Source organism: Larkinella rosea, from assembly GCF_003858635.1.
In the GTDB taxonomy this organism is placed as follows: domain Bacteria; phylum Bacteroidota; class Bacteroidia; order Cytophagales; family Spirosomataceae; genus Larkinella; species Larkinella rosea.
Map to the genome: position 1 here is coordinate 1,048,001 of NZ_RQJO01000007.1, position 15,383 is coordinate 1,063,383.

At 50.3% G+C, this 15,383-nt stretch carries 13 protein-coding genes; 8 read left to right on the forward strand and 5 right to left on the reverse strand.

From position 1 onward, the window contains the following. Positions 1-47 precede the first annotated feature (47 nt). Positions 48-1,721, forward strand: a complete 1,674-nt coding sequence (locus EHT25_RS04575; RefSeq protein ID WP_124871294.1) for a hypothetical protein — start codon at positions 48-50, stop codon at positions 1,719-1,721. A gap of 3 nt (positions 1,722-1,724) precedes the next feature. Here the strand turns inward: EHT25_RS04575 and EHT25_RS04580 are convergent, their stop codons facing one another. Continuing rightward, positions 1,725-2,501: a hypothetical protein gene (locus tag EHT25_RS04580; protein ID WP_124871298.1), complete on the reverse strand. Its 777-nt coding sequence runs from the start codon at positions 2,499-2,501 to the stop codon at positions 1,725-1,727. A gap of 91 nt (positions 2,502-2,592) precedes the next feature. Then, entirely contained in the window at positions 2,593-3,648 is a 1,056-nt protein-coding gene (locus EHT25_RS04585; protein ID WP_124871301.1) for an AMP-binding protein, read from the reverse strand. A gap of 161 nt (positions 3,649-3,809) precedes the next feature. On the opposite strand from EHT25_RS04585, the gene EHT25_RS04590 reads away from it, so the two are divergent. The 3 genes from EHT25_RS04590 to EHT25_RS04600 all read left to right on the forward strand — a co-directional run bounded on the left by EHT25_RS04590 (position 3,810) and on the right by EHT25_RS04600 (position 6,202). Beyond that, complete coding sequence (locus tag EHT25_RS04590) at positions 3,810-4,268, forward strand: DUF2452 domain-containing protein (protein ID WP_124871304.1); 459 nt, start codon at positions 3,810-3,812, stop codon at positions 4,266-4,268. Between the two features lie 83 nt (positions 4,269-4,351). Further along, positions 4,352-5,176 carry a 1,4-dihydroxy-2-naphthoyl-CoA synthase gene (menB, locus tag EHT25_RS04595; protein ID WP_124871307.1) on the forward strand — a complete coding sequence of 275 codons (825 nt, stop codon included), beginning with the start codon at positions 4,352-4,354 and terminating at the stop codon, positions 5,174-5,176. Between the two features lie 9 nt (positions 5,177-5,185). Continuing rightward, the gene (locus tag EHT25_RS04600; protein WP_124871310.1) at positions 5,186-6,202 is read left to right on the forward strand and encodes a GntR family transcriptional regulator; all 1,017 of its coding nucleotides are present in this window, start codon (positions 5,186-5,188) and stop codon (positions 6,200-6,202) included. Here the strand turns inward: EHT25_RS04600 and EHT25_RS04605 are convergent. Together EHT25_RS04605 and EHT25_RS04610 are read right to left on the reverse strand one after the other, a co-directional pair. Further along, positions 6,175-7,071: an N-acetylmuramoyl-L-alanine amidase-like domain-containing protein gene (locus EHT25_RS04605; protein WP_124871314.1), complete on the reverse strand. Its 897-nt coding sequence runs from the start codon at positions 7,069-7,071 to the stop codon at positions 6,175-6,177. The genes EHT25_RS04600 and EHT25_RS04605 overlap by 28 nt on opposite strands. 96 nt (positions 7,072-7,167) lie before the next feature. Then, the gene (locus EHT25_RS04610) at positions 7,168-8,913 is read right to left on the reverse strand and encodes an alpha-amylase family protein (RefSeq protein ID WP_374756154.1); all 1,746 of its coding nucleotides are present in this window, start codon (positions 8,911-8,913) and stop codon (positions 7,168-7,170) included. Between the two features lie 265 nt (positions 8,914-9,178). Here EHT25_RS04610 and EHT25_RS04615 point away from each other — a divergent pair, with 265 nt between their 5' ends. The 4 genes from EHT25_RS04615 (at position 9,179) to EHT25_RS04630 (ending at position 14,790) form a co-directional block, all read left to right on the forward strand. Beyond that, positions 9,179-11,056 (forward strand): glycoside hydrolase family 13 protein, encoded by a 1,878-nt coding sequence (locus EHT25_RS04615; protein ID WP_124871320.1) that lies wholly within the window; start codon positions 9,179-9,181, stop codon positions 11,054-11,056. 89 nt (positions 11,057-11,145) lie between these two features. After that, on the forward strand, positions 11,146-11,811 hold the full coding sequence (gene pgmB, locus EHT25_RS04620; protein ID WP_124871323.1) for a beta-phosphoglucomutase: 666 nt from the start codon (positions 11,146-11,148) through the stop codon (positions 11,809-11,811). Position 11,812: 1 nt separating this feature from the next. Further along, entirely contained in the window at positions 11,813-12,385 is a 573-nt protein-coding gene (locus tag EHT25_RS04625) for a DinB family protein (RefSeq protein ID WP_124871326.1), read from the forward strand. Positions 12,386-12,462: 77 nt separating this feature from the next. Beyond that, the gene (locus tag EHT25_RS04630) at positions 12,463-14,790 is read left to right on the forward strand and encodes a glycoside hydrolase family 65 protein (protein WP_124871329.1); all 2,328 of its coding nucleotides are present in this window, start codon (positions 12,463-12,465) and stop codon (positions 14,788-14,790) included. 326 nt (positions 14,791-15,116) lie between these two features. On the opposite strand, the gene EHT25_RS04635 is transcribed toward EHT25_RS04630, so the two are convergent. Continuing rightward, a complete protein-coding gene (locus tag EHT25_RS04635; protein WP_124871332.1) occupies positions 15,117-15,350 on the reverse strand; it encodes a hypothetical protein in 234 nt (77 codons plus the stop codon). Positions 15,351-15,383 lie beyond the last annotated feature (33 nt).

The following is a 15,383-nucleotide window of genomic DNA, read 5'->3' on the forward strand; positions in this document are numbered from 1 at the left end:
ACCCGAATAAAACCATTTTGATCACATTACTCTTCCAAAATCCATCAATGACCAAATCGAGTTTTGGGAATTATTTAAGTTGGTTTACCGGTATTGCAAGCGGTTTTACGGTTCTTTTTTATGTCTATTATGTAGCGGTCTATTCCGTCGATTTTCCATTTCAGGATGACAATAGTTTGTTGCAGGTGATTTTCGAACTCAAAAAAGGATTAGGCTGGAAACATAATTTACATACATTTTTTCGAACCGAAAATGATCACCGTATTTTCGTCCCCCGTTTGATTGGTTACCTTGATTATATTCTGACCGGCCACCTGAATTTTAAAAGTTATATTCTCCTGGCCGCTATTAATCTGATCGCCGTTTGCGGATTTGTATTTGGTTTATTTCGTCGGTTAAAACTTCCGTTCTATTATTTTCTTCCGATTCCGTTCCTGATTTTCCAGCCTCAGTACCACGAAGTCAGCATTTGGGCCTTAACCGGACTTCAGCATATTACGCTGCTCATTCTGCTTTGCGGGTGCCTGATCTTACTCAAAAAACCGTCCTGGGGCCGGGTGAGTATCGCGGTTGTACTGGCTTTGCTGGCTACCTTTACCCACGGAAACGGCATTGTGGTGTTTGCAACGGGCGGTTTTTTATTGCTGGTCGAAAAACACTACAAAGTGTTAATTCCCTGGATCGTTTCTGCCATCGTGGCATTTGGATTATACATAGCCGATTACACGCCCGGCAGTGGCGTCGAAAGCAGCATCAACTGGCCGAATTTACCCGCTTCTTTCGTAGCCCGGATTGGAGCCAACATATCGGTCTGGCAATCCGATTCTGCGGCTGCATCGATCATCTGGGGAGCGTTGATCTGTGTTTTAATTATTCCTTCTCTTTTTATATTTATCTATCAATCATTCAACGTCCGCAAAAATAATTCGACTTTTAAAAATGAATTATTCTCGTTTTTCTGCTTTATCCTGTTAACGACTTTCCTGATCACTATTTTTAGGGCCAGCTCCACCATTGTGCTCGAAAACCGCTTTAAAATTTATGCCGCTTTCAGCTCAGTATTTTTTTATATGTTTCTGATTAATGGGTTTTCTGCTTTACGAAAATCCCTTTTAATTTTCTTTTCCGGCTTTGCCCTTCTTTTCTATATTAGTTCTTATTTTGGTTACACCCCGGAAGTTGCCAATAAAAATAGCCGACTGGTTGCCGACACGTATAACTGGCGGAAACACCAGACCGAATTGTGCAATACCAGTTCAATAGAAAGTAGCTTGTATTTTCTGCAACCGGCCTGGCAGCAGGGCTATTGGCAGGTTCCCGATCAATTTGCCGGTTTTGATGAGCTGGTGCAAGCGACCGTTCAGCAGCGGAATTTCAAACCATATACCTTCCGGACGCAGTACTTTCTGAATGCCGGCACAAATTCGCCCCAGCTTTCGATTGAAATTGCGGACTTTCCGCTTCGGCGGCAATCGTTGCGTGACAATCTGTTTGTGGTGTTGCACGATGAAACAAACCAGAAAACTTACCTGGCCGGAACCTTGCCTAAAATTGCCGGACGGCGTCAGCTGCTGACCCAGGGTACCTATTTCGGACCCGGTTTTTCAACCGTCATCCCCTTACAGGCCGTTCGGAAAGGCGAATACCGACTGGGCTGTCTGCTCAAAAAAGGATCGGATCATCTGGAGCTGATCCTATCCCGGCAAGTCATCAACTTGTAAAAGCTATTGAGTGAGCCGATTCAGCAGTTTGCGGAGTTTGTTGACTGCGCCCTCGTCTCCGATTAGGGATGTGCCGGTTTCGTACCATTCCGGCGTCCCTAAATTCAGGTAGCGACCGGTTTTTCGGGGCAAATCGGGCAAGGCAGCTTCGCTGTCGTAATCAACAGCGTAGAAAACTTCCATCATCGACGTCAGTTCTTTCCAGGGCAAGGCCCGCGATTGGCTCTGGTTGTTTTTGCGGGTTTCCAGCCGAACTTCCCGCCGGCTGAACGACGCCGTCAACCGGGCTTCCGTACGATTCCCCGACTCGATTTCAACATACGTTACCTCAAATGGCTTTTCCTTCCCGGAGACTTCATAAACCGCCTGGATAAGTTCCTGACTCAAAAACTGCCATTCCGTGCGGTGAGACGGAGTACCGGACGATTTAGACTGATTTTCACGCTCCACCGAAACCAGAAAATAATCCTGATTGTCGTTTAACTTTTCTTCATCAAATGGTTTCAGCTGGGTTTTCCGTACCAATTCACCAACCGTTTGCGTCCAAACTGGCAGTAACCGCCCCGACCAGGTGTAGTCATCGTTCGCGGTAAATCCTTCGCCGGTAATTTCCTCCTCTTCCAGTTCGTCCCGATCCGTATAGGTCATGGTAAAGTCGATTTGCAGCCCTTTGTCATCCATGGAGCGGATGGCGATTGTAAAGAAATGGGCGTATGGCGGAGGAACAACCTGCGCGGTCTGGTAGCGAATTTCGACGTTTCTGAAACTGGGCTCAATCATTTTATGAACGAAAAGAAGAAAAATAAGGGAAGTAATAACCTCCGGCAAAGATAGGGCGAATCGGTTAAAGTGAATTCGATTGTTTTACGAATCAAAACCGCAGCTGGGAAGCGATTGCCTTTTTATCAATTTTTCCGGTAGGAGTTTCGGCAAAAACCGGTAAGAAGATGACTTTTCTGGGAACCGCATACGGCCCCATTTCGGCCCGAACAGCAATTTTCAACTGCTCGATGCGGTTTTCATCCCAGGTCGTCTGTTCAACAAATAAAGCCACTTGTTGCCCCAGCCGTTCATCGGGAAGTCCATATACAAAAAACCGGCTAGGTATTGCTTCTTTCATCAGAACCTTAGAAATGATTTTTTCGACAAGTTCCGGCTGAACTTTCACGCCCCCGCTGTTAATGATCGAATCGGCGCGCCCCACCAGCCGAAAGTGAAACGAATCGATCACCTCGACCACGTCGTTCGTCTGAACCACCGCAAAATCCGTGGCAGCTGCTTTAATAAACAGGCAATTCCGTTCGTCCAGGCCCCACTCCACACCCGGTAACATCCGAAATACGTCCGTCCGATTTGGCCCGTTGAGCCGACGAACCGCAATGTGCGAAACCGTTTCGGTCATTCCGTAGGTACTGAAAACCGGGGCCTCAATCGCCTGCAAACGTTCAGCCAGGGCGTGATCCACAGCCGCCCCGCCCACCAGGATCGCCTTCATTTGGTTCAGAACCGGGAGCGATTCGCTGGCGGCATCCAGCATGGTATGAAGTTGTAAGGGAACGAATGCAGCAAAATCAATAGATTCATTTTCAGCCAGTACGGCATCGATCGGATTCGAGGCTGGTTCAATAATCGTCAGGATCAACCCCAATTCCAATCCCCGCACCAACATCATGATTCCCGCAATGTAGTCCACGTGTAAGCAAACCAGCGCCCGGTCGCCCGGTTTTAATCCAAATGTATGACCCGTCAGGCGGGCGCTCGCAACCATCTGCCGACGCGTTAACCGGATGGGTTTGGGAGTTCCGGTCGAACCCGAAGTGGAGAGTGTAAATTCCGTTTGTCCGGAAATCCACGCCCGGCAAAAGGCAATGGATTTGGCTTCGTAATCGGTTTGGGGATCTGGCAAATTACCGGGAGCTATTCGCATGAGGTATACGGTATGATCGTAAAAATAAGCTACTTTTGCCCCAACTTGTTGCAAAGCCGTTTAGGATTGATTGGCATCGATAGGACTTTCAGTTAACATCAATTAATAGCCATTTATTCCTTTAAACGGTCACCCATTAACTAAAAACTGAAACCGGCCTCATGGCGAACGAAGCGTTTGAAAATCCCATTTCAGTCGATAAAGTTACGGATAAACCCGGATTACTCGAATACGCGCACTCAGTCGGCAGTGCGCTGATTAAACCGGAGGACAAAGGTAAAATGAAAGGCCGGGCAGTTTCGGCCATGCGGGAGCAAACCGATCTGCAACTGTCCCAGTTGTACCGGCAGATGCAGTTACTGGCCGAACAAGCCACGGCAATCCGTAATCGGGTTGAAGTGTCGGAACGAATTTACGGCGCCCATATGGGTTTTGAGCCGATTGTCGGACACACGTATTTTTTCTACGAGAAAAAAGACGGCACCGATGTGCTGTCGATGATTGCTCCCGGCGAGTGGGGACGGGTTTTCCCGTTTCGGCGGTGTGTGGCCACCGTTCGCATGATGGCCGATCATACCTGGGATGTAACCTACCACGACAGTGAATTTTCAGAAGAATAGAATTCCAGTCCGCACGCAACCTTTCACTAATCTTGCGTGTCTGATTGGCTGTAAGCAGCGTTCATCCATTTATTTGTTCAGCAATGCAAAGCAATTATCCCTGGGAAACCATCAAAGAATACAGCGAGATATTATTTCAGTATTACGAAGGTGTCGCCAAAATCAGCATTAACCGGCCCGAAAAGCACAACGCTTTTACGCCCCAGACCATCAAGGAGATCAGTGAAGCGATGGAAATCGCCCGCCAGAACGAGCGTGTTGGCGTCGTTATTCTCACGGGTGAGGGCGGCAAGGCATTCTGCAGCGGAGGTGATCAGTCGGTTCGGGGACACGGCGGTTATGTGGGTGAAGACAATGTTCCCCGCCTGAACGTACTCGACCTGCAGATGCAGATCCGGCGCATTCCCAAACCGGTCATTGCCATGGTGGCGGGCTGGGCCATCGGAGGTGGTCACGTCCTGCACGTGGTTTCCGATCTGACCATTGCGGCCGATAACGCCCGATTTGGGCAAACCGGTCCGAAAGTGGGAAGTTTCGACGGCGGTTTTGGTGCTTCGTATCTGGCCCGGATTGTCGGACAGAAGAAAGCCCGTGAAATCTGGTATTTGTGCGATCAGTACGATGCCCAGGAAGCCCTGGACATGGGTCTGGTGAACAAAGTCGTTCCGCTGGAAAAACTGGAAGAAACGACCCTGGACTGGTGCCGCAAAATTCTGGAGAAAAGTCCGATTGCGTTACGGATGCTGAAGGCGTCGTTCAACGCGGAGCTGGACGGTCAGGCCGGAATTCAGCAACTGGCGGGCGATGCTACTTTACTGTATTATCTGTCGGATGAAGCGAAAGAAGGCAAAGATTCGTTTTTAGAGAAACGCAAGCCCGATTTCAGTAAATTCCCAAAATTTCCCTAAGCCTTTTCCATGATTGATCTTCATATCGAATCTCAGTCGAGCGTTCCGAAATACCGTCAGATTGTCAACGCGGTGATCAATGGCATTGAGATTGGTACCTTAAAACGGGATCAGCAACTGCCGTCGATCAACGAACTGAGCGAAGAATATTACCTGGCCCGCGACACGGTCGAAAAAGCCTACAATTACCTGAAAAAGGAAGGGATCATTCAGGCCGTTCAGGGAAAAGGGTTTTTCATCCGGCGCGACGGTCCGGGTCAGTTGCGGGTATTGCTGCTGATCAACAAGTTCAGCGCTTATAAAAAAATAATTTACTATTCAATGGTGAACGCGCTGGGTCACAATGCCATTGTCGACTTGCGGATTCACCACCACAGCGCCCAGCGGTTTAAAAAATTACTGAACGAAAATCTGGGGCAATACCATTATTACGTGGTCATGCCGCATTTTTACGAGGAAACCGAACAGGTCAATGTGGTAAAACTATTGGAACAGATTCCGGCCAACGAGCTGATTATTCTGGACCGGGATATCCCCGAACTAAACGGCTCGTATTCAACGGTTTACCAACAGTTTGACCGGGATATTTACGAAGCGCTGGAATCCGGCCTGGATGTGCTCGAAAAGTACAGAAAGCTGACGCTGGTTTTTCCGAAAGAAGTGTACTACCCGCGCGAAATCGTCCGCGGTTTTCGGAATTTTTGCGTCCATTACAAAAAGGATTTTGAACTGCTCGATACCCTGACCGGGCAGGAGCTTCAACCGGGAACGGCTTACATTGTGCTGGAAGACAGCGACCTGGTGGAACTGGTTCGCCAGGTTAAACAGCGCGGTTTGCAATTGGGGCAGGACATTGGCGTACTGGCCTTTAACGAAACACCCCTGAAAGAAGTACTGGCCGACGGAATTGCGGTCATTTCGACCGATCACGAAAAAATGGGCGAAACAGCCGCCCGGATCATTCTGGAAAAACGAAACGAAAAAGTAAAAAACCCCTTTCAGTTAATCCGACGGGCCTCTTTGTAGGAAATGCTCTGGGCTGCGGTTTCTCGCAAACGGGCCACCCGAATCCCCGAAAACTGGCGGTTCCACCCCACGTAGTCGGCCAGTGGCACCTCCGAGATCATCACCTCGCCCCCTTGCGACGACGCGTGTAGCAAGTGGGCTCTCCGCTCACCGGTTGGAGCGGTTTGCCAGACGACGAAACCGACGTGTTTCATGTCCAGACCCGGTCGTGAAGCCGTCAGCATGATAATATCGCCCTCTTTCAAACTGCCTTCAATGTCTTTGATTTGTTTTTTGGGAATGAACCAGAAGCTCTGCTGACTGATCGCCGATTCGATCAGCGCGATTTGCTGGCGGTTTTTCGGGTCCGAAAGCTGCGGGTATTTCCAGGTACTTCTGGTCATGTACGACACCGGTTTTGAAACCTGCATCCCACCTATTTTCTGCGTCACATCCTGCAAAATCCCCTTCTGCTCATTGTCAACCAGCCATTCCGAAAAATAATGCAGTCGGCTCGCGTAGCCGTTGATCACGCCGTTCCGGTAGCGGATTCGGGTTAGGTTTTTCCGAAAAACCCGCTCCAACAGAACCGAATCCTGTTCGTTCACCACGAGATGACGCGCCAGCGACAACGCCAGCGAGGTTTCCAGGAATGTCGTACAATCGAACGCCCGAAAATTAACCACCAACTGTTCGGATTCGTTACTATCCAATGTATGAGCGACATAAGGCCGCCCCTGCAAGGATTTACCAATGGCGACGGCGGTTTCGGCCGGTGTCGTTCCGAGCACAGACGCCACTTGCTTCAGCGAAGAAAGACTGGATATTTCCTGAGCAACAACAAACGATAAAGGGGCCAGGGCGGCCAGCGCAGTAAACAGTTTCTTCATGCACGTACGGTGGTTAAGAAAACGCAGCCTCTCTAATACAGAACCGGTTTGCCGTGAAAATAGCAAAAATCTGACCACGAAGCCATTCCGATCGGTTTATTTGATTTCGAAAACCAACACGCTCAAGGGCAGCATTTCAACCGGAACACCCGCATTTGCGGCCGCTTTCACCTTCGTTTTGGTTTGAAAGATATCGGTAAACGAATACGTTTTCGCGCCATCCATTTTCAGGGTCTTCCAGGCTTCGACCGGAATTCGAACGACGGTTTTTGCGGTTTTTGTTTTATCGAAATGACAGATTATCAATAGCTTCTGCTTGCCCGAATGGCGCAGGTAACTGTACAACCGATGCGAATCATAACCCGGACTCTGGCCGTTGTTATTGACGTACTGTAAATCGTAAAAGGCCCCCGTTCGAATGGCGTCACTGGTGTTGACCAGTTGGTTGAGTTGTTGATAAAACGCACGCAATTTTTTTTGCTCGTCGGTCAGTTTCCCACCGTCGAACTTGGCCGGTTTGCCAATTTCACCGTTCGTCCAGGCCTGGTATTCGGGAACGCCCCAGTAATCGAAGATGGTCGTTCGCCCGTCTTCGCCCTGAAAACCTTCGGCCTGCGTTGGATTCACGCCGAGTTCCTGCCCAAAATAAATCATGACCGGGCCGGTGTGCAGGGTGGCGGATAACGTCATGGCCGGAACCGCCGTCCACGGATCATGGGCAAAAAAACGGGAAGCCACCCGCTGCTCGTCGTGGTTTTCCAAAAACCGCAGCATGTGATTGGCGTAATCACCGGACTCCTGCTGCCAAACCCGGGTGATGTCTTCCGCCGAACCATTGCCTTCCATCAACCGCCGAACGGCATCGTACAAACCGACTTTATCGTAGAGATAATCGAATTTACCGGTAAAAATATAGTTGCGGTATTGCTGCGGATTGTAGATTTCCGCAATAAAAATCAGGTTGGGATGAGCCGCTTTCACCTGCGGAATCGCCCAGCCCCAGAATTCGACCGGCACCATTTCGGCCATATCGCACCGAAAACCGTCGACGCCTTTAGCCGCCCAGAATAGCAGAATATCACGCATTTTCACCCAGGTCGACGGAACCGGATCGAAATGGGGTTGGCGGTTATTCAGGTAATCGACGCCGTAATTCAGTTTAATCGTTTCAAACCAGTCATTGAGGTCAGGCTGAGCCTTAAATACATCATTCCCCGTCGCTTTGGCCGGATTTTCCGTGTAATTCGCATCCGGCTTTTCCGGCGTCGTAACGCCCTGCGGCACCTGAAACGACTGGCCGGGCAAATAATAAAAGTTGTTGTTGGGATCAAACGGCCTGCTGTTGTCGTCACCTTCGCCCAAATCCTGCACCCCCGCCGGTCGGGCATCGGAGTGATACTGACGGGCAACATGGTTAGGAATAAAATCAATGATCACCTTCAGATCGTTGACATGCGACCGTTTGAGCAAATCTTCAAATTCCCGCATCCGGTTTTTTACATCGATGGCCAGATCCGGATTGACGTCGTAATAATCCTTGATGGCATACGGCGAACCCGCCCGCCCTTTCACCACCTGCGGATTGTCTTTTTTGATTCCGAACGCCGAATAATCGGTCATCAGCGCGTGTTCGATAATCCCGGTATACCACACGTGCGAAACCCCAAACTTCTTTAGTTCCTGTAACGCTTTGGACGTGATGTCGTTGAACTTCCCGACGCCATTTTCATCCCGGCTTCCCCAGGGTTTATTGGTGGCATTCTGATTCCCAAAAAGGCGTGTAAAGATTTGATAGATAACGAGTTTGTCTGATTTCTCTTCGAGAGGAACGGATGTATTCATGCGCAAATGTAGGGGTTCGCTGGCGTAGGCGGTTACGGTTTTTAATAGACTAGCGGCAAGCAGGGTGCTGGCAAACGTCCGGCGATTCATTTTCACGGATTCCGGAGCGAATTCGTCGGTCTTCATGTCCAAGTTACACATTTAAAAGGGTCTGCCTGAGCGGATGAACCGGTTTTGGTTACAAATTTCGAAACTACTGGAAAAATGAAAACAAATCCTTTAATTTACCCTATTTTTGGCAGCTTTCTTATCCAGGCTAACCGTTATGAAACGTTCCATTTACTTCCTGATCCTGCTGTTCTCCGTTGTTTTTTTCAGGACCCTGGCGCAAACCGCATCCATCCGGCGCGTCGATCCGACAAATTGGTGGGTGGGCCTGAAAAACCCCCGTTTGCAGTTACTGGTTTACGGGCCAAAAGCCGGTTCGATGACGTACACAATCCAGTATCCCGGCGTCAAACTGCTGAAAACAACAAAGGCTGAAAACCCGGATTTTGCCTTTCTGGATTTACAGATTTTCCCAACGGCAAAACCGGGTACATTTCTGATTAGCGGCAAACTGGGCAGTCAAACCGTTTCGCATTCGTACGAACTAAAAGCCCGCACAACCGGCCCAAAAGCACAGGGCGTTTCAGCCGCCGATTTTATTTACCTGATCATGCCTGACCGTTTCGCCAACGGCGACCCGGCCAACGATGCTTTTCCCGATATGCTCGATACAAAAGTCGACCGGTCGATTCCCCACCTACGGCACGGTGGTGATTTACAAGGCATTACCAACCACCTGGATTACTTGCAGGAATTGGGGGTAACGGCGGTCTGGATGACGCCGGTTTTGGTCAATGACGAAACGTTAAAGCAGGAAGCGCCCGACCGAATGCAGGCGGGGTATCACGGCTACCACTTTACGGACCATTACCAGATCGACAAGCGGTTTGGTGGCAACGATGCCTACCGAAAATTCGCCCAAACACTGCACCAACGCGGCATGAAGCTGGTGCAGGATGCGGTTTATAACCATGTCAGCGATGACCACTGGCTGTATAAAAACCAGCCTTTCAAAGACTGGTTTAATCAATGGCCGACCTACACCGGGAGTTCGCATAAAGAGCAGGCGTTGTACGATCCGTATTCGGCGGCTGTCGACCGAAACGTATTGCTCAATGGCTGGTTTACGCCTTTTTTACCCGATCTGAATTTACGAAACCCGTTTCTGGCGACCTACCTGATCCAGCACGCGATCTGGTCGACGGAGGCTTTTTCGCTCGATGCGTGGCGGGTGGATACCTATAAATACAACGATCTGGCCTTCCTCAACCGCATCAATCAGGCCCTGCTGACGGAGTATCCGCGCATTCACATTTTTGGGGAATCGTGGGTCGGCAATCCGGTGGCGCAGGCGTTTTTCGTTAAAAATAAAATTGACCTGCCGTTCAAGTCCAATCAGCCCGGCGGTTTGGACTTTATCCTGTACGACGCGACCAATGCGGCCCTGAAGGAAGACTTCGGCTGGGATTCGGGCGTCAACCGGTTTTACCAGGCGTTGACAACCGATGGGCTTTACGCCGATCCGCAAAAGCTCGTGACTTTTCTGGAAAACCACGACACCGACCGGTATTTGTCGGTCATCGGGGATGATCTGGCCAAATACAAAATGGGGGTTACCTGGCTGCTGACCACGCGCGGCATCCCGTCGTGGTATTACGGAACGGAAGTGCTGATGAAGAATACCAAAAACCCTTCCGATGCCGAAGTGCGCCGGGATTTTCCGGGCGGTTTTCCCGGCGACCAGGCGAATAAATTCACGGATGCCGGACGGAATCAGCGGGAGAATGAAGCCTTCAATCACGTCAAGAAGCTGGCGCATTACCGAAAAAATACGCCCGCTTTGCAATCCGGAAAACTCATGCAGTATGTCCCCCAAAACGGCACGTACGTTTACTTTCGCTACGATGGAGCCAAAACCGTCATGGTCGCCACCAATTCGACCGCCCAGGAAATGACGCTGGAAACCGCCCGGTTTTCGGAGCGAATGAGCGGTTTTACGACCGCCCGAAATGTGTTGACAGAGGAGACAATCCGTACCCTGTCGGCACTGAAACTGCCCGCCAAAACCGCCGTGGTGCTGGAATTGGGTCATTAATAATCCGGCTGTCATGCACCCGACCGGTTGTGTGAAAATCCTTTTTTATCGCTTTATTGCAGGACACAACCTGCAAAACCAAGTCCGAGATGCCGATTAAAGCCTTACTTTTTGACCTCGACGGGGTGATTGTCGATACGGCCATCTACCACTATCAAGCCTGGCGACGGATGGCCAACACGCTGGGTTTTGACATCAGCGAAGCGTTTAACGAACAGTTAAAAGGCATCAGCCGGACCGAATCACTGGAAATTATTCTGGCGCACGGCGGCAAAACCGTATCGGACGAACAGAAGCAGGAACTGGCTGCGCAAAAAAACGAATGGTACCTCGAACTGGTTTCGCAAATGACTCCGGCCAATATCTTACCGGGTGTCGAAGCTTTTTTTATGACTGTAAAAACCGCCCGGCTGAAAACCGCCCTCGGTTCGGTCAGTAAAAATGCGCGTCTGATTCTGGAACGCATCGGCATGCTGAACGATTTCGATGTGATTATCGACGGCACCAGGATTACAAAGGGTAAACCTGACCCGGAGGTTTTTCTGAAAGGGGCCGCCGAACTGAACGTTCAGCCCGCCGAATGTGTGGTTTTTGAAGATGCCGTTGCGGGCATCGAAGCCGCCAAACGGGGCGCTATGCTGGCCGTAGGCATCGGCGACCCGGCGGTTTTGACACGGGCCGATCTGGTGGTTGCGTCCCTGGCTGATCTTTCGCTCGACGAAGTACTGCGTCTGGAAGGCTCATTTACAAACTAATATGCAAAAACTCGAAACCGCTCACCAGCTTCAGCAGCGCATCCGGGCCATTCTGGAAACCGTCGAGCGCGAATTTCGGCCGTTATCCCCGGAGCAACTGAACTGGAAACCGGACACCCGACGCTGGAGCATTACGCAGTGTTTGCAACACCTGAATCTGGCCGAACGGTTTTATATTCGAAATATCCAGAAAAAAGTCGACGACCTGGGGATTGTCCAGATCAGCCCGGTAGATCAGCAATTGAAAAGCGGTTGGGCCGGCAAAGTAGTGCTTCTGGCCGTTGATCCAACCTCCAGGATAAAGTACCCGACATCCTCCCTGATGAAGCCCCGCCAGGATCTGAATGCGCAGGACGTCATGCAGCAATTCATTGAATTACAGCAACTTTTAGACAACCTACTGGATAAAGCCATCTACCTCGACTGGAACCAGGAAAAAGTGATGACGCTGTTTGGCAACTGGCTCAAAATCAGTCTGGGCAATGCTTTCCTGATGCTGGTCGCGCACAGTGAACGGCACCTCAATCAGGCGCTTCGGGTGAAACAGGAAGCCGCCGGTTTTCTTTCGAAATAAGTTTTTTTCTGCATATTAACGTTTTGAAAAAACCGGTCGCCGAAATGAGCCGGTCCGATTCTTAACCCGAATCCCGCATGAAACAATACCTGAAACACGACCCCTGGCTGATTGTAGAAGAAGATTTCAACCGTTCTTACAACGAAATAACCGAAAGCGTCATGAGCCTGGGCAACGGGCGCATGGGGCAGCGAGGCAATTTTGAGGAGAATTTTTCGGGCAAATCGTTGCAGGGAAATTACGTTGCGGGTGTCTATTATCCCGACAAAACCCGCGTGGGCTGGTGGAAAAACGGCTACCCTGACTACTTCGCCAAAGTGTTGAACGCGGCCAACTGGATTGGAATCAACATCACGATTGACTACGAAACCCTTGACCTCCAGACCTGCGAAGTCCGCGATTTTCGGCGGGTGCTGAACATGCAGGAAGGCTACCTCGAACGTTCGTTTGTGGCACAGCTCAAAAGCGGGAAAGAGTTGCAGGTAAACGCCAAACGGTTTTGCTCAATTGTGGATGACGAATCCGGAGCGATCCGTTACAGCCTGAAACCCTTGAATTTTGACGCCAAGATAACGATTGAACCGTACGTCGACGGAACGATTCGCAACCGCGATTCCAATTACGACGAAACCTTCTGGGATGAAGTTCGGAAAGAAACCGGTTACGGCGAAGCGTTTATCGAGCTCAGAACCCGCAAAACCGGATTTCACGTCTGCACCGGAATGGGCATCGAAATTGAGCAGGACGGCGTCCGGATCGATTTTCAGTCACAACCCATCCGGCAGGAAAAATACGTGGCCAATCGCATGACGCTCGAGTGCCGGGAAGGCCAGGAAACCGTGGTTTATAAATACGCGGTCAATTTGTCCTCCCTTAACTACCACAGCGATACGGTGGTTTCGGAAGCCAGGAAATACCTGCAACGGATTACTAGTAAAGGGTTTGAACGAATGCTAATCGAACAAAAGCAAGCTTGGGCCGATAAATGGAAGATGAATGACATCACGATTGAGGGTGATGTGGCGGCTCAGCAAGGCATCCGGTTTTCGATTTTTCAGCTCAACCAGACCTATACCGGCGAAGACGAGCGTTTGAACATTGGCCCCAAAGGATTCACCGGCGAAAAATACGGTGGCTCGACTTATTGGGATACCGAAGCCTATTGCCTGCCCTTTTACCTGGCCACCGCCGATCAGAAAGTAAGCCGGAATTTGCTGCGGTATCGCTACAAACACCTCGAAAAAGCCATCGAAAACGCGAAAAAGCTGGGCTTTAAGGCCGGGGCTGCGCTTTATCCGATGGTAACCATGAACGGTGAAGAGTGCCACAATGAGTGGGAAATTACATTCGAGGAAATTCACCGAAACGGCGCCATTGCCTACGCCATTTACGATTACATTCGCTACACGGGGGATGTTCGGTACCTGACGGAATACGGTCTGGAAGTGCTAATTGCGATCAGCCGGTTCTGGAGCCAGCGCGTCAACTGGTCGGAGGCCAAACAGCAGTACGTCATGCTGGGCGTTACCGGACCCAACGAGTACGAAAACAACGTCAACAACAACTGGTATACCAGTTACATTGCCGCCTGGACGCTCCGGTACACGATCGAAGCCGTCGGACTGGTAAAAGAACTGGATGCCGAAAAATACACCGAGTTGTGCGACCGGATTCATTTTCGGGAGGAGAAGGAAATTGCAACAGCCCGGCACATTGCCGATCATATTCACCTGCCCTACGACGAAAACCGGCAAGTTTTTCTACAACAGGAATCATTTCTGGACAAGGAACTGATGCCGGTGAGCGAGATTCCGAAAGGGCAGCGACCACTGAATCAGCACTGGTCGTGGGACCGGATTCTGCGGTCGTGTTTTATCAAACAGGCCGATGTGTTGCAGGGCATCTACTTTTTTGAGGACGATTTCGATCTGGACACCCTCCGCCGGAATTTTGATTTCTACGAACCGATGACGGTGCACGAATCGTCACTTTCACCCTGCGTCCACTCGGTGCTGGCGTCGAAACTGGGAATGAAGGAGAAAGCGTACGAAATGTATTTGCGGACGGCCCGGCTGGATCTCGATGATTACAATAATGACACGGAAGACGGCTGTCACATTACGTCGATGGCCGGAACCTGGCTGGCGGTGGTCAAAGGTTTTGGCGGTTTTCGGATCAAAGACGATCAGGTGGTGCTCGACCCGCATTGCCCCGACAACTGGGAATCGCTGGCATTTAAGGTGCGGTTTCGGGGTATTTTGCTGGAAATAAAAGTGACGCAAACCGAAGTTAGCATTCAGAATTTTTCGGATAAATCCGCTGAAATCAAGCTCTATGGCAACCTGCTGACGGTTTCAGCCCGAAGTCAGAAAACCGTAAAACCAGCAACCGATTCAGGCACCTAATCTGTCTTTCATGCCGTTTTTTGTAACCAAACGAAAAATCAATGACATGGGCGTTTCCAATTGCCGCAAACCTGAATTGTTTGTCTTATGCCCCAGCCTGACCCAGAACTTACGTTAATACCAGATTAATGGTGGAAAAACGGGCAGTTTAAATACCCACTCACCGGTAACCTTAAGGTTGCCTAATGAAAACCAGCTGCTAAGGCCGTTAAGGCACCGGTTGTGATGGCGCTACTGGTCATTCTCTTTTCCCGGCTGTTCTCCTGACGGGTCAGGAAGGTAGCGGTCAACGTGGCCCGTTGACTTTAGTCAGGCTGTCTGACCAATCATTTTTGGCTTGTTTCCGGGACAAAAACCCACAAAACGCCCAGCGCAACGACGGCAAGGGCGGCCCGTGTCGAAAAAGCGATGTTGTATGTGACGATGTCAGCGGTTTGTGGGGGACGAAGTCCGGCAAATGCGACGGGTCCGGGACCGACCGGCGGTTGGGCCTGATAGGTAACGGAAGCGGCCAATCCAATGATTATCAGCAGAAATAGGATTTGATGGTTGCGTTTCATAACTGTAGTTGATTAATTACGAAGGCAAACCTG